We start from the raw sequence: 20,008 nt of genomic DNA, 5'->3' as shown, positions 1-20,008 counted from the left end.
GATAGCTATAATTATAATTAGGAAAGCAATCATGGAAAATTTCAAACACCTTCCAGAACCATTTCGTATTCGTGTTATTGAACCTGTGAAACGTACAACGAGAGAATATCGTGAGCAGGCAATATTAAAAGCAGGGATGAACCCGTTTCTTCTGAATAGTGAAGATGTGTTTATTGATCTTCTCACCGACAGCGGCACTGGCGCTATTACCCAAGAAATGCAAGCGGCGATGCTGAGAGGCGACGAGGCATACAGTGGCAGTCGTAGTTACTTCGCTTTGGCGGATGCCGTTAGCGATATCTTTGGTTACAAGCATACGATACCAACTCACCAAGGACGTGGCGCTGAGCAAATCTATATTCCAGTTCTGATTAAAAAGCGTGAAAAAGAGAAAGGTCTTGATCGTAATAAAATGGTCGCACTGTCTAATTACTTCTTTGATACCACACAGGGCCATACGCAAATTAATTGTTGTGTCGCTAAAAATGTCTATACCGAAGAAGCATTTGATACAGCAGTGAATGCCGACTTCAAAGGTAACTTTGACCTAGAAAAACTTGAGCACGCAATACTAGAAGCTGGGGCTCAAAACGTACCCTATATCGTGAGTACCATTACATGTAACTCTTCTGGTGGACAACCGGTCTCGATTGCCAACTTGAGATCGGTTTATGAAATTGCGCAGCGTTACGACATTCCGGTGATCATGGACTCAGCGCGTTTTGCTGAAAATGCGTACTTTATTCAGCAGCGTGAACCAGATTATCAAGATTGGAGCATCGAAGAGATTACCCGCGAAAGCTACAAATATGCAGATGCCTTAGCCATGTCAGCTAAAAAAGACGCCATGGTACAAATGGGCGGCCTGCTGTGCTTTAAAGATGACACATTTCTTGACGTTTATAATGAGTGTCGCACCTTGTGTGTTGTTCAAGAAGGTTTCCCTACCTATGGAGGCTTGGAAGGCGGCGCGATGGAGCGTTTGGCCGTTGGCCTCTACGATGGTATGCGTCAGGAATGGCTCGCTTATCGTATCAGCCAGGTGAAATACCTTGTGGAAGGCTTAGAGGCCATTGGGGTGGTTTGTCAGCAAGCGGGTGGCCACGCGGCATTTGTTGATGCAGGTAAACTGTTGCCTCATATCCCATCTCATCAATTCCCAGCTCATGCTTTAGCTTGTGAACTGTACAAGGTTGCTGGTATACGCGCGGTAGAAATTGGCTCGCTATTACTTGGACGCGATCCTGCCACTGGTGAGCAAATGCCTTGTCCTGCGGAGCTGATGCGTTTAACGATCCCACGAGCAACTTACACCCAAACGCACATGGACTTCATTATTGAAGCGTTTGAGAAAGTGAAAGAAAACGCCGAAAACGTCAAGGGACTCGACTTTATTTATGAGCCAGAAGTGTTGCGTCACTTCACGGCACTTTTAAAAGAAGTTGATAGCCAATAAACGTCCCTAACGCAGCTCCCCAAGAGCTGCGTTTTTTATCTTTATTTTTAAAAATCAATTTAGAGAATAAAACTATGACAGAAAAACCTTCCTTATTGGGTGGGGCCTGTATCATAGCTAGCGTCTGTGTGGGTGCTGGTATGTTAGGTCTACCGAGTGCAGGGGCGGGGGCATGGACTTTTTGGTCAATGCTTGCCATTACCGTAACAATGTTAATTATGACTGCTTCAGGTTGGATGTTGCTAGAAGCGTTCAAACACTATGATCTCAGGGTCTCTTTCAATACCGTGACCAAAGACATGCTGGGTGACAAGGTCAACATGTTTAATAGCCTTATGGTGTACTTTGTAGGTGGGATACTCCTGTATGCCTACATCACCTCTTCAGGGCTTATCTTGCAAGATATGTTGGGGATAAATAGCAAGGCTGCTTCGATTCTCTTTGTCGCCGTGTTTTCACTATTTGTTTGGCATTCGACTCGCGTTGTTGACCGCGTGTCGGTGATGCTGATCGCGTTTATGGTGCTTAGCTTTACCTTTGGTATATCGGGCTTAGCCACCAATGTGAATACCTCGCTGTTGCTTGATGCAGTCAATCCAGAGGGGCGCTATGCTCCCTATGCTATGGCGATGTTGCCTGTGGCCTTAACTTCATTTGGTTACCATCATTCGGTCTCTTCAATGCGAGCTTACTATGGTGAAGAGCGTAGAGCTCAGCACGCAATTTTTGGTGGAACGGTGATTGCTCTTGGGCTCTACTTCTTGTGGTTAGTGAGCATCTTTGGCAATTTACCGCGCGAAAGTTTTGGCTCTGTGATTGAGCAGGGTGGAAATGTTGACGCATTACTTATGGCGCTTGATTCGGTTATTGAGTCGCAAAGCGTCGAGCGAGCAATCAATGCATTCTCAATGGCTGCGATCTTGTCGTCATTCATTGGCGTAGGGTTAGGTGTGTTTGACTTTTTAGCCGATCTTTTCTGTTTTGGAAATGACAAAAAGGGGCGTACCAAAACTTGGTTCGTTACCTTTATCCCACCGCTAGTGCTGTCTCTCCTTTACCCATTTGGTTTTGTGATGGCGATTGGTTATGCAGGCGCTGCTGCGACGGTTTGGGCTTGTATTATTCCTGGATTGTTAGTGATGAAATCTCGCTCTAAGGAAAAGGGCAAAGAGGGCTTCGTGGCACCCGGAGGGGCAACTATGGTCGGGGTGGTAATGCTATTTGGCGTACTCACAGCAGTGTTTCATTTTATGGCAATGGCGAACATGTTGCCTTTGTTTAGTGGTTAAATTACGAGGTTATTTATGGCTATTATCCAGACAGACAAAGCGCCAGCGGCAATTGGCCCATACATTCAAGGCGTCAAGCTCGGCAACCTCGTGATCACTTCCGGTCAGCTTCCCCTAGACCCTGAAAGCAAACAAATGCCCAATGACGCAGCAGAACAAACTACACGCTCGTTACTCAATGCGTTGGCGATTGTTGAAGAAGCTGGGCTGAGTATTCATGACTTCGTCAAAACGACGGTGTTTGTCAAAGATCTCAATGAATTTTCGGTCATCAATGAGTCTTATCAGGCGTTCTTTGAACAGCGAGGCGCAGATTTTCCCGCTCGCTCTTGTGTAGAGGTAGCCCGTTTACCTATGGATGTGAAAGTGGAAATAGAAGTGATGGCGTCTAGGTAATCAAACCTAGAAAGATACATCATGTTATGAATATGGCCACATTAAGTGGCCATTTTTTGTTGGGTGAAATTGCTATTTTTCGCCGAGGCTTATCGATTAATACACATCGGTTTGTTTGAAATCGGGTCTGCCATTACCACTGCATCAAGATCGAAGACATCTTTCAGCAGTGATTCGGTAAACACGCTCTCGGGGGCACCAGTGACGGCAATCTTGCCGGATTTAAGCACGACCAAATGATCGCAGTAGCGACAAGCTTGGTTTAGATCGTGCAATACAACGATGATGGTTTTGCCATTGGCATTAAGCTTCTGGATTAACTTCATTAACTCGACTTGATGTGAGAGATCGAGATAGGTGGTGGGTTCATCAAGCATCACGACAGGGGTATCTTGAGCAAGCACCATCGCTATCCAAACTCGTTGACGCTGACCGCCAGATAAAGCGTCGACTTTTTTATCAACCAAGTCTTGAATTTGAGTTTCTTCAATCGCCTGATCGACTTTTTGATGGTCTTGTTGAGACAGCTTTCCCCAGTAAGACAAGTAAGGCGAACGGCCATACTCAACTAAGCGACGAACGGTAATATCTTCTGGAGTGGTCAGCACTTGAGGTAGCAATGAAATATGCTTGGCCAACTCTTTATCTGGATAGCTTTTGATGGGTTTACCCAGCACCGAAAGCTCGCCTTCAAAGCTCTTATTGATGCGGCACAGTGTTTTTAGCAGCGTCGACTTGCCGCTGCCATTCGGGCCAATCAAGGCAGTGATTTTTCCTTCTGGGATCGCAAGGTCTAAGTCGTGAATGATGGTCTCTTTTCCATATGAAACAGACAGTTGATGAGTTGTAATCATTATTTCCAACCTTGGTAACGCTGAAGTAAGAAAATGAAGTAAGGAGCGCCAATCAGAGAGGTGAGAACCCCTGCTGGTAGCTCAAGTGGCGGATCGATACCGCGCGCGAGCGTATCAGCTGTCACCACAAGCAGTGCACCAATAACGCCAGACATCGGCAGTAGTAGTTTGTGATTGTGACCAAATAGAAGTCGGGCAAGGTGAGGAGAGAGAAGGCCGACAAAACTGATGGTACCGCACACCGCGACGCTGACACTGGCCAGTAGCACAGACAGGATCAATGCGATGAAACGTGTTCGCTCGGGTTGTGCACCTACGGTTGTTGCCGCTTCTTCGCCTAATCCCATCAGGTCGAGTCGCCACGCAAGATACATAGCGCAAGGAATCAAGCAGGCTAGGCTAAGCCAAATTAGAGGCATCTGAGACCAATTTCGTCCCCATAAACTGCCGGTTAGCCATACCATAGCGGTATTGATTTCAACTGGGTGGACGATGAGTAAAAAGTCGATGCCACTTGAGATGAACGCACTAATCGCAATGCCGATCAGAGCAAGCCTTGCGGGAGTTGGGTTGTACTTATAGGCAATCGTGATAATCACAATTGCAGCGCCAATACCTCCAGAAATTGCCACACTGGCGAGGAGCGGCAGTGAGGCATCAGGAATGTCGACCAACAGCAATGTTGCAGCGAATCCAGTACCTGCACTGATGCCCATTAAGTCGGGTGAAGCAAGAGGATTACGCAGCACACCTTGAATCAGCGCGCCAGAGATACCAAGCCCCGCGCCAACGCCAATCGCCAGTAGAAAGCGAGGTAGACGATATTGATTGATAATAAAGTCCAGGTCTCCGCCATTCCATAGCGTATGAATGACAGCGCTAGGTTCTAATGGCGTACCACCAATAAACAAGCTACCGACAGCACAAATCAGTAATGTGCCGACTAACATTGAGGCTTTAAGCTGAATCATGACATTTTACTCCTCACGGCCAGAGCAATGAAAAATGGTGAGCCAATGAGAGCCGTGATAACGCCAACAGGAGTCTCTGCAGGAAAGGCGACCATTCTGGAAATAACATCAGACCACAGGAGTAAACTTGCTCCGACCAGAGCCGACGTTGGGATCAAAATAAAATGGTTGCTACCGACTAACTTACGCGCAATATGCGGCACTAATAGGCCAACAAAAGCGATGGGACCCGCTATCGCGACACTTGAGGTGGTGAGCAGCAAAATCGCTATACAAGTGATGAATCTGGTAGCGGAAATGTTGACACCTAAACCAACGGCAATGTCATCTCCCAGCGCGAGTAAATTCAAGCTTCGAGCAAGACTGAAGGTGATGAGAATACCGACTAAGCTCACGGGCCAGAATGCATCCCAATCTTGCCAGGTGATATTGGATACTGATCCCGCTAGCCAACTCAATACGCTATAAGCCATATCGTCTGCCAATATCAGAGCACTTCTCGTGATACCGACCAGCAGAGCATTAACCGCAATACCAGCTAGAACGAGTTTAATTGGGTGAGATTTAGCACTGAAAAAACCGCCGAGTGATAACACCAATAAGCCACTTAACGTTCCACCGAGTAGGGCGCTGATAGAGAGTGGGAGCTCAGGTAAGAATGCCAAATTCATTGAGGTTAAAGCGATAAAGCATGAAGCACCTGAATTGATACCCAAGATGCTTGGAGACGCTAATGGGTTCGCAGTCAGACCTTGCATTAACAGTCCTGCTATCGCGAGGTTAACGCCAATCAACATGGAGGTGAGCACTCTTGGAGCCCTTAGTGTCGCTAGGATTTGCTGTTCCATGCTTGCACTATCAAAGTTAAATAGGTAGTTGGCTAGGTGACCAATAGATAGCTCAAAAGAGGAGTAGCTAACCATTGATGAGATGGTACCTGCCATCAGTATAGCGGCGGCAGTCAAACACCCCAGTAGCATACGCTGCTGGGGTGAGGTCGTTTTTTCGATCATGATTTATTAAGAATGGTATCGAGATTTTGTGCGATTTCTTCAGCCGCATTCATGCCACGGTTGAGAGACCAAACTTGAGGGGAAACCTTGATGATTTGTTGCTGCTTCTGAGAGTTTAATAGATTAAATAGTGGGTTCTTTTTCCACGTATCGGCGATGGTCTCATCGCTGTATGGACCAAGGAGCAACCAATCTGGATTCACTTTTAACAACTGCTCTAAGCTCACTTCTACGTAGGCCTTTTCGGTCTCTTGCGGCATTGGACTTTGAATGCCAAGGTTGGTTAGTACGCTGCCGGCATAAGATTCTGGACCATGCATCCACATGCCTTTTTGTGTCACAACCGCAAACTGCATTGTCTGTTGGCTAGAGAACTTGGTTTTGTATTCGGCCATCAATGATTTGTGCTGGCTGATACGCTGCTTCATTTCCGTCTCTTTGTTAAGAACGATACCGATCTTTAATGCTGCTTCAAGGTTCTCTTGGTAGTTTTCCCCACGGCTTTTTAGAATCAAGGTCGGTGCGATTTTCGATAAGTCATCATAGGCAGGCGAGTGACGTTGCACATCAGCGATAATAAGATCGGGCTTAAGCTGAGCAATGATCTCTAAACTTGGCTGAGGGCGCATACCGACTGAGGTCCAAGGAGAGATCTGATCACGAATTGACTTAAGGATGCGATTGACATCTTTATCATCTGCCACACCAACAGGCGATACGCCGACTGATGCAAGAGCATCAACAAATGAGTATTCAAGTGCTACAATGCGCGTTGGAGTCCCTGTGATAGTGAATGTGCCTTTTTCATCAACGACAGAGCGCTGTTCCTGTGCGGTGACACTAAATGAAAGCATTGCGGCTAACAGGAGTGAGGAGAGTTTTTTTGAGTCGGTTCATTAATATCAAATTAGTAGCGGACAGAACACAGTCCGTTGCGACGCATTTCGTCATACATCAAACGAATTTGTAGCAAAATATTAATAACGAATGCTAATTTAAATGATAATTAATATCAATACCGGTTGGGCGGCTTACTATTTATGGGTAGTCGTGCGGTAGGGTGTGTGAGAAGAGAGGTTGTAGATAATGTAACCTGCAGGAAGTTGAAATAAGAGAATTGTAAGGATTTGACCAGAGTGATTGATAGGGCTTGTCTTCGATAACATAATGTTTACACTGGAATAGCGTAAACATTTATAAAGGATGAAGAATGACTCGCATTAGGCAGAAGAATCAGCAATTGATTATCGAAGTCGCCAGTGAACAGTTTGCATTGCAAGGATATGCGGCCACTAAGATGGTTGATATTGCAAAAGCGGCCGACATTGCCAAAGCGAACGTCTTCTATTACTTCAGTTCCAAAGACAAGCTCTACTACGCGGTATTACAAACCGTGACGCAGCCTTTGCTGGAAGCGTCTCGCCCGATTGAAGAGCTTACCGACCCAGTTGAAGCGCTCAGCCAATATATCCAAGCTAAATTGCGTATTTCGCAGGAACACCCTTACGCTTCAAAAGTGTTCGCCAATGAAGTGATGTCAGGGGCGAAAGTGTTGCCGGAAGATATTGCTCAAGAACTGTTTAAGCAATCGCAAATGATCATCGATAAATTTGCAACATGGTCGCAGCAAGGCTTGATGGACGATGTTCCCCCTCATCACTTGATGTTTAGCATCTGGGCTGCAACACAAACGTATGCTGATTTTGGTTGGCAGATTTGTAATGTAATGCAAAAAGATCAGCTCGACGATAATGATTATCGCCAAGCGGCAGAGTTTCTCACTCAACTGATCATTAAAGGGTGTGGCGTTAAGAGTAATGGACATTAAAAAACCAGCCTATTCGGGCTGGCTTTTTCTTTTAGCGTTCAGTGCGGCTTAACGCGACTCAAGTGGGTATGAGCGATAGCTCCACATACCGTAAGTTCTTAAAGCGTCACGGTAGATCCCAAGCAGCTCACTGTCACTGGCTTTTTCAAGTTCCTTCAGGAGCTTGTCTGGGTAGCTTACCGTATCAAAAGTAATGTCTTGTGGGCCTGTTTGCCAACTGGCAATTTCAAATAAGGTTTGTCCACGGCGAACATGACTTGCTGAGCTAATAATAGTCGCATGCTGAATATTGTGGCGTGCTAATGCATAGCTACTAAAGAGTGCATTACCCACCGTGCTAGTTGCGTAATTTTCCTCGATGATTCGCTCTTTTTTAATGCCTTTTTCAATCAACCAGTCAGCCATTAGCTTACCTTCGGTTTTATGATTTTTAGGTACACCACCAGTCAATACAATTAAAGCATCTGGGTTGTCCTTCGCCATTTGTAATGTCGTCTCTAGGCGCTCAATAAGGATTTGATGCATCGAGCCATCAGGGTTCAATGCATAACCTAAGGTGACAATAGCGCCATGATCATCGAGTTGACCTTTGCTGGCTTGTTTTTTCAGTGGTGTGGCTAACACGCGGTCAACGGTTTCAAAGATTCGATTTATGTCTGATGCCTTGCCCGCATTTAACTTCGCAAGCGTATCCATGTGCTTCTCTGACTCTGCTTGATTGTCGTTAAAGCGCTGCCATACCGCGAGGTAAGCGTGTAGATCGACGTCTTGTGGCGCAACGGATAGCGCTTGTTCAAATAGCTCAATCGCTTTGTCGACATTCTTGTTGTAGATCTGCGCATTCGCTGCCGAGATCAGCAAATCAGTACGGTAGGGTTCCAGTTGGTAAGCTTCTAGTAAACGGTCGGTAACGGTTTCCATATTGCTCGGCATTTTAGCGGTAAACCCAGCATGAGAAATACGGGCTGGGGATTTAAACGCCTGCACTGCATCATTGAGTAGTTGGTCTACCACTTGGCGCTTAGTGATGAGTTGGGAATAGTCACTGTCAGAGACAATAGCACTATCATTAGCAGCAAAAGTGTGTGGGGCAGAAGCTAAGCAAATGACGCTACCAAGAGCGAGGGCAAGGAATTTTTTCTTCATAGAGAAGTCCTAGTTTTTTATTTTGAATAGTAAGACAGGTGATTTTGTAGCTTAGATTCAAACGATTAATAAACTGTGAAAGGACTCTCAACTCAGCTTGGTGATTCTCCACTATTGGTAAATTTCAGAATTAGGATCACGAAAGTTTTACCCAACTTTTTACTGCTGGGAATCTCAGCGATAGATGAATCGTGTTTTTACTATGTTTAGAGCGGAATATTTATCCAATAAACCTTCCCTCTATTACTCCAAAGTACTCTCTATTCGTCCAATTGCCTATCTGCGCAAGCTAACTTTTCATCCTCTAATGTCTTGAAAGTTATCTTTATTTTTTGACGAGTAATAAATCACAACCTGATTAAGATCATAGTAAGTGGCTTATTGAAATTTGGCGTGTTGGCACTCTACCCCTTTTGGAGAGGGGCAATTTTTTCGGTTACTGATTGAAAATCATCATAATTTTGAGCAGTAGCGGAAAACACTTCGAAAATACCGAGTAAAAATGCAACTTTAAATTACTTTTTCAGAAAAAGCTCTCAAGCTAGCGTGAATGGGACACAACAAAATAATTAGAAATACAGATGAATAAAATGAATGTTCTTTATGCTGCCATGGGTGTTTCAGAGCTGTCTATTCTTGGTGGTAAACCATGTTCCCAATCTTTGCCATTCTCGGGTGGTCGAATGGGCTCAATGATAGAGTGGAGGCAATGATGATCTTATCCAGTGAATTGAAGAAAGTCGGCACTATCATCACCAACTTAGTGGATATTGTTAAGAAGCACGGCGTAGAGCTAAACAGTGAATCAACGTACTACATCAGCAAAACTTTTAAAGAAAAAGTAATCCCTTGCAGCCGCAATGTGCATTACTACCTCACCTTGAACAATGATGTTGGCGATATCCTGATCACTAAAATTGTCCACGCGAGTAACTCGATTGATATTGGCTTTAAGGATATCTACGGCAATAAGCTCGCCAATGCGACCATCACAGATAAAGGCGAGCTCAAAGAATATCGCTTATAGCTCGAGACCTGCGAATCCATTCAAGTAGATTCGCAGGCTTTCTGTTACTTAATCGCAGTACAAAAGCTGACATCGGCGTGCTGAGTTTGCGGATCGTAGCTGTGATAGAGCTCAAAGCATGGGCGATCATCGTTTTCAACACCAGTTTCAATCACCTTGCTCATCAAGTCATCCCACGCTTTGGCATATTGGTTATGTTCGGTGATGTTTTGACGCATGACCGCATATTGCCCACCAGGAAAATCTTGCAGCTCAATCCCACTTGGTACTTGTGTATCAGCTGGGACCATCAAACAGATATCGGTGCGACATTTGTCATTGGGTGTGACTTTTGGGTTATCGTGATAGATAAAGATGCAGGTATTACCCGCCAAGTTTTTCATTCCAGCCCATTGATACAAACGGTTTGAGGGTTCTTCATAACCTTCACCATAAGGGCCAGTGACTCTGACGTAGGCGAGTTTAGTTGCGTCAAATTGTTGCATTTCCATTGTCTTTCTCCATGTCGTTGGTTCAGGGCCAGTATATGGAGTTGTCATCTCGCTTTCGTTTCCAATCTTGCGCAAGGTGTGTCCAATCTTGCTGTTTTGTGCCAGCGTTGAAAACTCTTGATAGTTTTTGCAATCACGAAAAGCGGTCGGTGTAACACCGTAATGTTGTTTGAACGCCTTGGCTAAACTCTGAGAAGAAGAAAAACCAAACTCTAACGCAATGTTGAGGACAGGTTGTTTGGTTTTGAATAATTCACCAGCTGCTGCTGCCAGTCGTAAACGGCGAATGAAGTCGGCCAGTGTTTCTCCATGCACGGCTTTAAATGTGCGATGAAAGTGATAGGGAGAAAGGTTCGCTAATGCAGCCACTTCGGGTAGGTTGAGAGGTTGATTGTAGTTTTGTTCGAGGTAACGGATGACCGGAATCAGCCTCTTTTTATAGTCTACACCCATTTATGTTCTCTTTATTCCCTGAATTATCATCTCAGGCTAACCGATTGAGGCAGAGTTTAAAACCTGGGCGTAAAAAGATGAGGTTGTTGAGCAGAAAGCGTCTCGTGGATAAGCCAGTGAGATGGTGTAGTATTACCCATAGATTTGGTGGCGCTCAATTGAGGAAGCGATGATAGCGTGGAAGCAATCTATATCGGGATATGAGTGGCTTATCCATCAGGTGTGGTATCTGGAAGTAGAAGATGGCGAGGTGATTGATCCTAAGCCGCATCTCATTCCTAACCCAAGAGGACACCTTCTTATTACCCCGCCAGATCAGCCCTATCAATATGAAAGTGGAGTGGGCCGATTATCTGGGTTCGGTAGCCACCTGCTAACGGCTAGTGAACACTTACTGCTACTAGAAGATACACCTCCAATAAAGCGCATTGGGATTACATTTCGACCAGACGGGCTTTATATCCTTAACTCAGGATTAGACACGCCTGCTAATCAATGTGGTTGGTTTGATTGGCTTTCTCCCCTATTTGACTCTGCCTTTCAGGAAAGCCTATGGCATGACACATCTAAGCAAGCTCTGCTTTTGGCGATAAGGAATCATTTTGATGATTTAGGCCTCAAACCTTGCACCACTAAGCCGTATCGTTTGACTCAAACTGTGCTTGAAGCAATGGATAAGCAGGTTGTCGATGTCTATCGTCCGTTGCTTGATGTTGAAGAGCTGGCTCGACTATGTCTGTGTTCTAGAAGGACACTAGAGCGAAGCTTCAAACAAATCGTGGGTTTGAGTATTAAGCAATATCAACAAATGAGTCGCCTAGAACAGATGATTTTGACGCTTTATCAGCAAAACAGTGAGGTCGATTGGACGGCACTTTCACATCAATTTGGCTTTAGTGATCAATCACACCTGATTCGTACCCTTAAGCAGCAGCTTAGAACCACTCCCAGTAAATATCTTAAAAGTCGTGATCTGACGATTGATGTCTACGGTGATTTTGAATAGTTGCTTGTTTCGCTATTTAAATTGCATTGAAGTGCATGTTGTCGCAAAAATACAATTCTTATCGTAAGCCCCTCGTTATGATAGTTAACAGATAACGAGGTAACACATGTCATATCAAAAATTAAAGCAAGGCGACGTCATTTCATTTAACGACTCGTTGAATATCCAACTGATTCAAGCATCGGATCTACAAGATATTATCGAGATGCTCAATGACGATGATGTGAATCAGTACTTATACTTTGCCCCCGCTGATAACAGTATGTTTGAAGGCTTCTTTGGTCCGATTATCGACAATACTCAACAGGCGATCAAAGAGGGAATTTGGCCCGAAAGTCCTACCTTTGTCATTCGTGACCTGCAAGGCAAATACATGGGAATGTGTGGCATTACATCAGTGGCTTTTTTGGCGGGTAACTACGAAATTGGTTATCAGTTGCCAGTTTGTGCTTGGGGGAAAGGCATTGCAACCCGCGCTTGCCAAATGATGACTGAGCTAAGTTTTACACAACTTAACGCTCACAAGGTCAGTGCTGACTGCTATGGCTCTAATGTGGGTTCATACAAAACGCTTGAGAAGTGCGGCTTTGTTCAAGAAGGTCGTCAAGAGGGTTATTACAAGCTTGCTCAAGAGTTTGATGACAAATTGTATTACGGCATGACCGCAGAGAAATTTGAAAATCAGCGCACTGTTTAACAGTATAACGACAACGAAAGGCCGCAAATTTGCGGCCTTTTTTGTGGATGCGCTCTGGCTTAGAGCCCTTTCGAATATTGGGCATTGGTTGTTGGCTGAATTACTGAATGAAGTGACTGACTATTCTCTTTATTGTGGTTATCAAGCAGGGTTAAGAATGCCTGAATCAGATCTGATTTCTCTATGCTCACTTGCGTCTCAGTCTGAATGTCTCGCAAGTCGATCAAGATATCACTGAACAGGTTCGGCAGTTGCTCTAGCACCTCTAAGTTCAAGACATTGTGCTCGCTGTAAATCGCGTTGTGACTGCCTTTATGTTTCTGGATGACATAAGGGTTGTCTTTCAAGTTGATGATTGATGTGCGTTTCTCACAGCGCTTCAAGCAGCCTTTGTTTACTTTAATCTTGCGGCAGCCTTCCGTTTGTTGGAATAAACACTGGCGGCTCGTCAGCAGCGTATTCGGGTGATAAATACTGTAGAACAGCTGCATCTTGTCACTGCGCTTAATGTGGCGCATCTGCTTCAGGTTGAGCTCATTAGAAATAAACGAACCGGCACAAGCGAACTCTTGTTCAAGGCAAGCAAGAGCATAAGAGTTGGTGATGTTCATTTGTGGACCGGCAACCCAAGCAAGCCCTAACTCTTGGGCGATAATGCCGACACCAGAGTTGTTCGTCACCAATTGCTTTGGCCTAACCGCCTGCAAAAATCGTTTTGCAGCTGTAAAGTCATCACCAATCAAAATAGCAGGGAACCATGGCATTAGGATTGGGTTAGCGGTAAACATTTCAATCAGGTTATCGCACTCTGCCGCTAGGCCCATCGGGAGCTGGTAATAGAAATTCGCATCAGAGCAGTTGATCAAGCCTAAGTCATCTGCTGATGAGAGTAGCACCGATAGTTTCGCTGTATCGACAGGCTCAGCTTGCGGCAGTGCTTTCAATTGAGGGGCATCAATCGCGCCCTTCAGGCTAGCACTATTGTCTTTGGCTGGCGTGAGAACCATTGCATCGGTCTTTGAAGCTACCGTTTCAATAATGGCAGTTTTCTCATCGTAGAGCTTCTTCTTCACCTGCTGAACTTGCTCAGTGCTGGTGCATTGATACACCTTAGAGAAGTGCTTAACGGCGTGATCGCGAGGGTTATCGATGTACATCGCTTTACCAAACTCACCCTGCAAGAACGCATTGGAGAAATCACGGTTAAACACGGTGTAAAGCTCAGTGGTATCATTCGACAACTCGACACCATCGCAGAAGCGATCTATTTGCTTACGCCAGTTATCAACAACAGTGTAGACGTAGTGAGACTTCTTAATTCGACCTTCGACTTTCAATGAGTAAACGCCCGCATCGACTAACGCTTCGAGATCGCCAAATGCCGAGTTATCTTTCATATTTAGCGGGTAGCTATTGCCTGTTTTGGTCGTTTCATACTGCTCACGACAAGGCTGACTGCAGCGGCCACGGTTACCGGATGCGCCATTACGAGCTGAGCTGATGTAGCAAATACCCGAGAAACCAATGCAGTAAGAGCCGTGAACAAACACTTCCATTAACACATCGTGCTGCTTGCCGAACTGAGCAAGATGCTTGATTTCATTGATGTTCAATTCACGAGAGAGATTAACGCGGCTGGCTGTTAGCTGGTTGAGAAACAGGATCTGGCCTTCGTTGTGAGTATTGAGCTGAGTAGAGGCATGAACATCCAGATCAGGAAAGTAGTTTTTCAAGATGTACGCTAAGCCAAGATCTTGCACGATGACACCATCAATGGCTGTAGTGTTAAGTTGGCTAAGTAATCGGACGATGGCAGGAATTTCACTTTCTAGAATCAACACGTTTAAGGTAAGGAAGATTTTACAATCGTGCTGATGTGCCAGTGCTAACACGCCATTTAAGTTATCTAAGGTGAGGTTGGTTGCTCGGTTGCGAGCATTGAATCTATCTAATCCACAATAGATAGCATCGGCACCCGCTGCAATCGCTGCTTTGATTGAATCTAAATCACCACCAGGAGCCAATAACTCAAATTGATCACGTGTCACTGCTGTTCTCTTACTCAAATTAGGAATGAGCACGTATTCTACGGGGTTCAAAAGTGTGATCTAGTTCTAGTTAACCTTTTATTAATCTGAGTCAAAAAGAAATAACGTTTGAGAGAATGGTGAGTTAATTTAGTAACATCACCATTGATTTGGAGAGAGCGTCATTTGGTGGTTAACTGTAAAGAGCAGCGTTGATTTCAATGGGAAAAAGCTCAAAAAGGGTGATGAGTAAAGATATCGTCGATCATTTCTTCTAACAACTTATCGTCGTCGCAGGCCTTGGCATAGGTGCGCAGCCCAGCTACTTGAACTTGCAGGTGTCGAGCGAGTTTTATCGGGTCTTTTTCTGCAGAGATTTCATTGCACTGCTGGGCTTGCGTAATGACATCGGCAAAAGTGCACTCCATCTTCTTAAAACAAGCCTGAGCCTCTTCAAGCAACTCTTGATACTCATCGGTCAATTCACTAATTGTTTTAGCCAGCATACACATGCCATTCGGAGCACCATGTTTGGTACTGATGACAATGTGTTTTACGAACACTTTTAGCCCTTCCAAAGGAGAGGAGGCTTCCTCTAAGCAACGGTTTAAATGCGCAATGCCCATCTGGGTATAGTTGTTCAATGCCTCTTTAAACAGTCCATCTTTACTACCAAACGCCGCATAGATACTGCCAGGTCGCATGTCGATGACATCTTGTAGATTTCGCATAGAGGTAGCGTGGAAGCCTTTCTGCCAATAAAGGTCTGTGGCTTGGTTGATCACTTGGTCACGATCGAATTTGGCGGCTTTACCCATGCTCTTCTCTTAAAATCTCATTTTGAACGTTAGTTCAATTATAGGTTTTTTACTTTGTAGGGTAAAGCTGGCAAATCGAACACAACCTTTATTGATGGTGAAAAAATATCAGTTAAACAAAAACAATATATTTCAAAACGTTAACTTAAAACTCTTAAGTTAAATTGAACAGTCGTTCAAATTAACACTTGAACGATCGTTCAAGTGGATCTATCGTATGTTCATTCGCTAGGAGATGACCTAGCAAGTAATCAAGATCAGACTGAAAGGAAAATAACAATGAACGAGTTTAAACGTCATACGATTGAATCAGCGCCACAAGCAGCTCAAGCGATCCTACAAGGAGCTCAACAAAGCATGGGAGCAGTACCAAACCTATTAGCAACACTTGCTGAGGCACCTGAAACGCTTAAAGCTTACAACCAACTTCACACGCATTTTGTAAACAGCTCATTTGATGCCGAAGAGCTGACTGTAGTTTGGCAAACCATCAACGTTGAGCATGAATGTCGTTACTGCGTTCCTGCACATACCTTGATTGCTAACTCAATGAAAGTAGATGGAGCGATTACTGAAGCGCTGCGCAACGGCTCTGCATTACCGACAGAGAAACTTCAAGCTCTGCATGATTTCACTCTGAGTATGGTTCGCAGCCGAGGCAATGTGACTCAGGCTGACCTAGAAGCGTTTTATGCAGCCGGATATGCGCAGCAGCAAGTGTTAGAAGTGATTCTTGGCCTGTCACAGAAAGTGATCAGTAACTATGTAAACCATGTTGCTAAGACGCCACTTGACCCAATGTTCCAACCTTTTGCTTGGGATGGTAAGTAGTTTCCAAGTCCTAGTTATTTTTAGCTAGTAACCTCAATATTTCCGAAGCTCCCTAACCTTAGGGAGCTTTGTTGTATGTGGCACTTTATACATTCGTTGTCTGATATTTCTGGTTGCAATATCTTCTAATTGCTTTAGTGTTATACCCATGTATAACACTAAAGCGAACCGATGAGGGCGATACCATGACGGAATGGAATGACAACCAGCCTATCTTTCGCCAATTAGCAGACCGAATAACAGAGCAGATTTTGCAAGGAATTTGGTGTGAAGGTGAAGCGCTTCCGTCAGTGAGAAGTGTGGCTGCCGATCTGAAAATTAATCATCTAACGGTGATGAAAGGTTATCAGTTACTGGTTGATGAAGGCTTAGTCGAGAAAAAACGTGGGCAAGGAATGTTTGTTGCTGATGGTGCCATAGGCCAACTTAAGAGTAATCAACGACAAGATTTTATTGAACAGCAAATCCCTTCCATTGCGAGCAAACTGAAGCAGTTAGATATTCCACTAGACGAATTTATTAATCAGCTTAAACAGCATGCTGAGGACAAATCATGAGTGTATTAGTTAAAGCGACTCAAGTGTCAAAGCAGTACTCTGGCCAAGCGAAAGGGCAGGGTGAGGCACTAAAAAACATTAACCTAGAACTAAAAGCAGGCCAGGTGCTTGGTTTACTTGGTCACAATGGTGCGGGTAAATCCACCCTAATTAAAAGTTTGTTGGGCGCCCATGATTATCAAGGTGATATTCAAGTGCTCGGTATGGAGCCAGTGAGTGAAAGAGCCAAAGTGATGGCGCACCTCTCTTATATTTCGGATGTAAACGTGTTGCCTGACTGGATGAAGGTCAATCAGCTGCTACGTTATACCGCCGGAGTACACCCAAGCTTTGATATTGAGAAAGCATACCGTGTGCTTGAGAAAACCAATATCAAACTAAACAGCAAAATTAAGTCTTTATCGAAAGGGATGAAGGTGCAGCTTCATTTGGCTTTGGTGATTTCAACAGACACCAAGGTACTGATTTTAGATGAGCCTACTCTGGGTCTAGATTTGGTCTATCGCGACACGTTTTATCGTCATTTGCTTGAGTGGTTCCACGATGGCGAGCGAGCATTGATTATTGCCAGCCACGAAGTGGCTGAAATTGAACACCTGCTGACTGATGTGCTTATCTTGAAGCAAGGTAAAGCGGTATTGCAGTCCGCGATGAGTGACATTGAAAATGAATTTGTCATTGTCGAAACCAACGACTCAGAAGCAGAAAAAATCCAACATCTCAACCCGCTATCCAGCGAAAAAGCACTGGGCAGCACGCGTTGGTTATTGCGTGCAGAACAAGCGCAACAGCTAGATGACGTCGAGCGAATTTACAATGTAAAACTTGCTGATCTGTTCTTAGCGTTACAAAAAGGAGCAGCGTAATGAATGCCAATATCTACATGTTAGAGAAAGAGTGGTTAGAGCATAAGATGGTCACCCGCGTGCCACTGGCGCTGCTTATCTGCGGTGTGGTGTTTCTGTTTAGTATCATCATGAATACGTCGATTCAAAGTAATGTGACTTACGAGCTGACCTACAGCGATGGCTTTGAGTCGAACTTTGAACTTGGCAAGCAGCTGAGTCAGTTGGTGTTTGGCTTCGCCGGAATTCTGTCTTTGATTCTGACGGGACTCTACTTCCCGAAGACTTTGCGTAAAGAGCGCCAAGAAGGCAGTTTGATGTTTTGGCGCAGTATGCCAGTGAGTGATATTCAGATTCATCTGGTTAAGCTGTGTTTTGGTTTGTTGGCGATTCCGGTGATCTGCTCAATTTTGGTGCTCAGTGCTGACTTTCTAATGTGGGTGATTAACTCGGTTGTCGGTGATAAGTTTCCGCTATTCGCTACGGGAGAGTCAGTATTGTATGTGCTCACTAACTGGCTAGAGTTTGTTGGGCGTATGTGGTTGATTGGCCTAGCGCTGATCCCAATGGCGACGGTATCGCTCGCGATATCGCAGAAGGTGAACTCGCCGTTACTGGTGATGGTCGTTGCCTTATTTGTGATTCAATTAGTGTCTAAGTCGCTGCTAGGCGCACATGGTGTAGGCCATTTTATTCAAGCGATTTCTATCTTACCGTTCGAGTTACTGACAGCAGAGAACCCGCTGAGTGCGTTTGCCAATATGGGGATGGTGAATCTGCTGGTTTACGCATTACTGGGCGCAGTAGGTTTAGTGGTTAGCTTAAGGTTTGCTAAATACGCTGACTAAGGTTTACTACTCAGTTAGATATGAAAAGCCGCCTATGAATTAGGTGGCTTTTATTTTAACAGTTCAGGTCACCGGAGAACTGAAACGCTACTTTAATCGTTCGTGACTGTTTTAATGTAATCACTTGGGGTCAGGCCAAATTTACCCTTAAAGCGCTGACTAAAACGCCCTTCAGACTGATAGCCACACAGTTGCGATAACAGTGCGACATTAGTGTGGCCATTTTGCATCAAGTACAAGGCGTGATTTAAACGTACTTCTGCTAATACTTCCCGGTATTGAGTCCCTTCTTGTTTGAGCCTTCTTATCAGCGTGGCTCGGCTCATGGCAAAACGCTCGGCTACCTTCTCTAGTGGGTGCTCTTCGCCAGGTGAGTAGGCGAGATAATGGCTGATTTTTTGGCTGAAGGTTGCATTTGTATTGGCAAAAAGGTGATGCAATACCCCGCGCTCGGCTAACTGTTGATAGAGGCCTTGTACCCAGTAGGATTGCGTCTCTTTGCTCATGCTTTGTTGGTCAAATGAGAACAGCGCATTAAGCGTATCTTGCATTGCTTTATCGCTGGCCAGCAGTGGACTTAGCTCTCCACCCTCATTATTTCTACTTAACTCAAGCATTGAATCACTTGGTGAGTAATGAAAGCTGTATACGCGGGAAAGAAAGCGTCCTTTTTGTGGCAGATTTTCGAAGCTTAATGATGCTGAAGCTTCGCAAAGTAACAGCTCTGATTGGGAAAGATCCAATGCTGAATCTTTCCAAAAAAGACGTTTGCTGCCAGTAATGATCTGAATAATACTCGGGGAATGAATCCTCACGTTTCTGAGCTTTTGCAGTTGCTCGGCACGAAATATCGTCACCTGATATGGATAGTTCATCATTTCCCCTTGCTGATTCAATTTAACGAGTATACGTAGTGGTTAGTTTGGCTCTGTCTAGTGCCATGCTGTTCAATGTAAAGCCTACTACCGCAGCTGGCGTATCTTCATTGAGGTCGAGTTTGTCAGTCGGTAAGGCCCACACAGTAAATTGGTAACGGTGCATACCATCGGCTTCAGGAGGACAAGCGCCACCAAAGCCAACGCTGCCGTAGTCAATACGTGACTCAATTCCACCTAGCTTTTCAATGTTCACACTACGTGGTAGCTCATTTACGCTTGCGGGAATATTGAATGCGACCCAGTGCCAGAAGCCGCTGCCAGTTGGCGCATCAGGGTCATAAGCTGTGATGGCAAAACTCTTAGTCCCTGCAGGCGCATCTTTCCACATCAGTTGTGGTGACTGGTTGCCACCATCACAACCCCAGCTATTGTATTCAAATGTCTTAGCCATAGGATGGCCTTCTTGAATATCGTTACTGGTAAGTTCAAATGCATGTGCAGAGCCAACGGCTAATAAGCTAAGTGCTAATACTGATTTAGTGATTACTTGCATGGTGGTGATCCTTTTTCTTAAGTT

Annotated in this window: 22 protein-coding genes; 12 read left to right on the top strand and 10 right to left on the bottom strand. The window is 44.8% G+C overall.

The window, feature by feature from the left end:
- Window positions 1–31: 31 nt before the first annotated feature.
- The 3 genes from tnaA (at window position 32) to ELS82_RS07305 (ending at window position 3,141) form a co-directional block, all read left to right on the top strand.
- Window positions 32–1,456 carry a tryptophanase gene (gene tnaA, locus ELS82_RS07315; RefSeq protein ID WP_134834911.1) on the top strand — a complete coding sequence of 475 codons (1,425 nt, stop codon included), beginning with the start codon at window positions 32–34 and terminating at the stop codon, window positions 1,454–1,456.
- Between the two features lie 74 nt (window positions 1,457–1,530).
- Window positions 1,531–2,745, top strand: a complete 1,215-nt coding sequence (locus ELS82_RS07310) for an aromatic amino acid transporter (RefSeq protein ID WP_134834910.1) — start codon at window positions 1,531–1,533, stop codon at window positions 2,743–2,745.
- 15 nt (window positions 2,746–2,760) lie between these two features.
- Entirely contained in the window at window positions 2,761–3,141 is a 381-nt protein-coding gene (locus ELS82_RS07305) for a Rid family detoxifying hydrolase (protein ID WP_134834909.1), read from the top strand.
- Between the two features lie 89 nt (window positions 3,142–3,230).
- On the opposite strand, the gene fecE is transcribed toward ELS82_RS07305, so the two are convergent.
- The 4 genes from fecE to ELS82_RS07285 are packed head-to-tail and all read right to left on the bottom strand — an operon-like array spanning window position 3,231 to window position 6,833.
- Complete coding sequence (gene fecE, locus ELS82_RS07300; RefSeq protein ID WP_134834908.1) at window positions 3,231–3,995, bottom strand: Fe(3+) dicitrate ABC transporter ATP-binding protein FecE; 765 nt, start codon at window positions 3,993–3,995, stop codon at window positions 3,231–3,233.
- Window positions 3,995–4,966 (bottom strand): FecCD family ABC transporter permease, encoded by a 972-nt coding sequence (locus tag ELS82_RS07295; RefSeq protein WP_134834907.1) that lies wholly within the window; start codon window positions 4,964–4,966, stop codon window positions 3,995–3,997. The genes fecE and ELS82_RS07295 overlap by 1 nt, the downstream gene beginning before the upstream one ends.
- Window positions 4,963–5,946: a FecCD family ABC transporter permease gene (locus ELS82_RS07290; RefSeq protein WP_244230768.1), complete on the bottom strand. Its 984-nt coding sequence runs from the start codon at window positions 5,944–5,946 to the stop codon at window positions 4,963–4,965. The genes ELS82_RS07295 and ELS82_RS07290 overlap by 4 nt, the downstream gene beginning before the upstream one ends.
- Window positions 5,947–5,975: 29 nt before the next feature.
- Window positions 5,976–6,833 carry a Fe(3+) dicitrate ABC transporter substrate-binding protein gene (locus ELS82_RS07285; RefSeq protein WP_134834906.1) on the bottom strand — a complete coding sequence of 286 codons (858 nt, stop codon included), beginning with the start codon at window positions 6,831–6,833 and terminating at the stop codon, window positions 5,976–5,978.
- 356 nt (window positions 6,834–7,189) lie between these two features.
- Between ELS82_RS07285 and ELS82_RS07280 the strand changes: the two genes are divergently transcribed.
- Window positions 7,190–7,807, top strand: coding sequence for a TetR family transcriptional regulator C-terminal domain-containing protein (locus tag ELS82_RS07280; protein WP_053439304.1), 618 nt, complete (start codon window positions 7,190–7,192; stop codon window positions 7,805–7,807).
- 48 nt (window positions 7,808–7,855) lie between these two features.
- Here ELS82_RS07280 and ELS82_RS07275 read toward each other — a convergent pair whose 3' ends face one another.
- Window positions 7,856–8,953, bottom strand: coding sequence for a YdcF family protein (locus ELS82_RS07275; RefSeq protein WP_134834905.1), 1,098 nt, complete (start codon window positions 8,951–8,953; stop codon window positions 7,856–7,858).
- 581 nt (window positions 8,954–9,534) lie between these two features.
- Here ELS82_RS07275 and ELS82_RS27340 point away from each other — a divergent pair.
- Both ELS82_RS27340 and ELS82_RS07270 read left to right on the top strand, forming a co-directional pair.
- Window positions 9,535–9,666 carry a hypothetical protein gene (locus ELS82_RS27340; RefSeq protein WP_279630703.1) on the top strand — a complete coding sequence of 44 codons (132 nt, stop codon included), beginning with the start codon at window positions 9,535–9,537 and terminating at the stop codon, window positions 9,664–9,666.
- Entirely contained in the window at window positions 9,663–9,980 is a 318-nt protein-coding gene (locus ELS82_RS07270) for a hypothetical protein (RefSeq protein ID WP_244230767.1), read from the top strand. Before ELS82_RS27340 ends, ELS82_RS07270 begins: the two co-directional genes overlap by 4 nt.
- Window positions 9,981–10,024: 44 nt before the next feature.
- Here ELS82_RS07270 and ELS82_RS07265 read toward each other — a convergent pair whose 3' ends face one another.
- Window positions 10,025–10,924, bottom strand: coding sequence for an AraC family transcriptional regulator (locus ELS82_RS07265; protein ID WP_134834904.1), 900 nt, complete (start codon window positions 10,922–10,924; stop codon window positions 10,025–10,027).
- Window positions 10,925–11,093: 169 nt separating this feature from the next.
- Between ELS82_RS07265 and ELS82_RS07260 the strand changes: the two genes are divergently transcribed.
- Window positions 11,094–11,930, top strand: coding sequence for a helix-turn-helix domain-containing protein (locus tag ELS82_RS07260; RefSeq protein WP_134834903.1), 837 nt, complete (start codon window positions 11,094–11,096; stop codon window positions 11,928–11,930).
- 106 nt (window positions 11,931–12,036) lie between these two features.
- On the top strand, window positions 12,037–12,627 hold the full coding sequence (locus ELS82_RS07255) for a GNAT family N-acetyltransferase (protein WP_134834902.1): 591 nt from the start codon (window positions 12,037–12,039) through the stop codon (window positions 12,625–12,627).
- Window positions 12,628–12,686: 59 nt separating this feature from the next.
- Here the strand turns inward: ELS82_RS07255 and ELS82_RS07250 are convergent, their stop codons facing one another.
- Together ELS82_RS07250 and ELS82_RS07245 are read right to left on the bottom strand one after the other, a co-directional pair.
- A complete protein-coding gene (locus ELS82_RS07250) occupies window positions 12,687–14,675 on the bottom strand; it encodes a peptidase U32 family protein (RefSeq protein WP_134834901.1) in 1,989 nt (662 codons plus the stop codon).
- A 212-nt stretch (window positions 14,676–14,887) separates the two neighbouring features.
- Complete coding sequence (locus ELS82_RS07245; RefSeq protein ID WP_134834900.1) at window positions 14,888–15,472, bottom strand: TetR/AcrR family transcriptional regulator; 585 nt, start codon at window positions 15,470–15,472, stop codon at window positions 14,888–14,890.
- Window positions 15,473–15,751: 279 nt separating this feature from the next.
- Between ELS82_RS07245 and ELS82_RS07240 the strand changes: the two genes are divergently transcribed.
- From ELS82_RS07240 to ELS82_RS07225, 4 genes are all read left to right on the top strand, one after another.
- Window positions 15,752–16,303, top strand: a complete 552-nt coding sequence (locus tag ELS82_RS07240) for a carboxymuconolactone decarboxylase family protein (protein ID WP_134834899.1) — start codon at window positions 15,752–15,754, stop codon at window positions 16,301–16,303.
- Between the two features lie 185 nt (window positions 16,304–16,488).
- Window positions 16,489–16,860 carry a GntR family transcriptional regulator gene (locus tag ELS82_RS07235; protein WP_134834898.1) on the top strand — a complete coding sequence of 124 codons (372 nt, stop codon included), beginning with the start codon at window positions 16,489–16,491 and terminating at the stop codon, window positions 16,858–16,860.
- A complete protein-coding gene (locus ELS82_RS07230) occupies window positions 16,857–17,726 on the top strand; it encodes an ABC transporter ATP-binding protein (protein ID WP_134834897.1) in 870 nt (289 codons plus the stop codon). Before ELS82_RS07235 ends, ELS82_RS07230 begins: the two co-directional genes overlap by 4 nt.
- Complete coding sequence (locus tag ELS82_RS07225) at window positions 17,726–18,553, top strand: hypothetical protein (RefSeq protein ID WP_134834896.1); 828 nt, start codon at window positions 17,726–17,728, stop codon at window positions 18,551–18,553. The genes ELS82_RS07230 and ELS82_RS07225 overlap by 1 nt, the downstream gene beginning before the upstream one ends.
- A gap of 92 nt (window positions 18,554–18,645) precedes the next feature.
- Here ELS82_RS07225 and ELS82_RS07220 read toward each other — a convergent pair whose 3' ends face one another.
- Window positions 18,646–19,428: an AraC family transcriptional regulator gene (locus ELS82_RS07220; RefSeq protein WP_134834992.1), complete on the bottom strand. Its 783-nt coding sequence runs from the start codon at window positions 19,426–19,428 to the stop codon at window positions 18,646–18,648.
- Between the two features lie 22 nt (window positions 19,429–19,450).
- Window positions 19,451–19,984, bottom strand: a complete 534-nt coding sequence (locus tag ELS82_RS07215) for a YbhB/YbcL family Raf kinase inhibitor-like protein (RefSeq protein WP_134834895.1) — start codon at window positions 19,982–19,984, stop codon at window positions 19,451–19,453.
- Window positions 19,985–20,008 lie beyond the last annotated feature (24 nt).

It is taken from the genome of Vibrio ouci (genome assembly GCF_004551525.1).
GTDB lineage: Bacteria > Pseudomonadota > Gammaproteobacteria > Enterobacterales > Vibrionaceae > Vibrio > Vibrio ouci.
This window is presented reverse-complemented; position numbering and strand designations above follow the sequence as displayed.

Coding starts and splice junctions, on each gene's coding strand:
- ELS82_RS07215 (WP_134834895.1), bottom strand. CDS start 19,984: ATGCAAGTAATCACTAAATCAGTATTAGCACTTAGCTTATTAGCCGTT.
- ELS82_RS07225 (WP_134834896.1), top strand. CDS start 17,726: ATGAATGCCAATATCTACATGTTAGAGAAAGAGTGGTTAGAGCATAAG.
- ELS82_RS07265 (WP_134834904.1), bottom strand. CDS start 10,924: ATGGGTGTAGACTATAAAAAGAGGCTGATTCCGGTCATCCGTTACCTC.
- ELS82_RS07235 (WP_134834898.1), top strand. CDS start 16,489: ATGACGGAATGGAATGACAACCAGCCTATCTTTCGCCAATTAGCAGAC.
- ELS82_RS07220 (WP_134834992.1), bottom strand. CDS start 19,428: ATGAACTATCCATATCAGGTGACGATATTTCGTGCCGAGCAACTGCAA.
- ELS82_RS07310 (WP_134834910.1), top strand. CDS start 1,531: ATGACAGAAAAACCTTCCTTATTGGGTGGGGCCTGTATCATAGCTAGC.
- ELS82_RS07295 (WP_134834907.1), bottom strand. CDS start 4,966: ATGATTCAGCTTAAAGCCTCAATGTTAGTCGGCACATTACTGATTTGT.
- ELS82_RS27340 (WP_279630703.1), top strand. CDS start 9,535: ATGAATAAAATGAATGTTCTTTATGCTGCCATGGGTGTTTCAGAGCTG.
- ELS82_RS07285 (WP_134834906.1), bottom strand. CDS start 6,833: ATGCTTTCATTTAGTGTCACCGCACAGGAACAGCGCTCTGTCGTTGAT.
- ELS82_RS07230 (WP_134834897.1), top strand. CDS start 16,857: ATGAGTGTATTAGTTAAAGCGACTCAAGTGTCAAAGCAGTACTCTGGC.
- ELS82_RS07275 (WP_134834905.1), bottom strand. CDS start 8,953: ATGAAGAAAAAATTCCTTGCCCTCGCTCTTGGTAGCGTCATTTGCTTA.
- ELS82_RS07260 (WP_134834903.1), top strand. CDS start 11,094: ATGATAGCGTGGAAGCAATCTATATCGGGATATGAGTGGCTTATCCAT.
- ELS82_RS07245 (WP_134834900.1), bottom strand. CDS start 15,472: ATGGGTAAAGCCGCCAAATTCGATCGTGACCAAGTGATCAACCAAGCC.
- fecE (WP_134834908.1), bottom strand. CDS start 3,995: ATGATTACAACTCATCAACTGTCTGTTTCATATGGAAAAGAGACCATC.
- ELS82_RS07280 (WP_053439304.1), top strand. CDS start 7,190: ATGACTCGCATTAGGCAGAAGAATCAGCAATTGATTATCGAAGTCGCC.
- ELS82_RS07240 (WP_134834899.1), top strand. CDS start 15,752: ATGAACGAGTTTAAACGTCATACGATTGAATCAGCGCCACAAGCAGCT.
- ELS82_RS07255 (WP_134834902.1), top strand. CDS start 12,037: ATGTCATATCAAAAATTAAAGCAAGGCGACGTCATTTCATTTAACGAC.
- ELS82_RS07305 (WP_134834909.1), top strand. CDS start 2,761: ATGGCTATTATCCAGACAGACAAAGCGCCAGCGGCAATTGGCCCATAC.
- ELS82_RS07290 (WP_244230768.1), bottom strand. CDS start 5,946: ATGCTACTGGGGTGTTTGACTGCCGCCGCTATACTGATGGCAGGTACC.
- tnaA (WP_134834911.1), top strand. CDS start 32: ATGGAAAATTTCAAACACCTTCCAGAACCATTTCGTATTCGTGTTATT.
- ELS82_RS07270 (WP_244230767.1), top strand. CDS start 9,663: ATGATGATCTTATCCAGTGAATTGAAGAAAGTCGGCACTATCATCACC.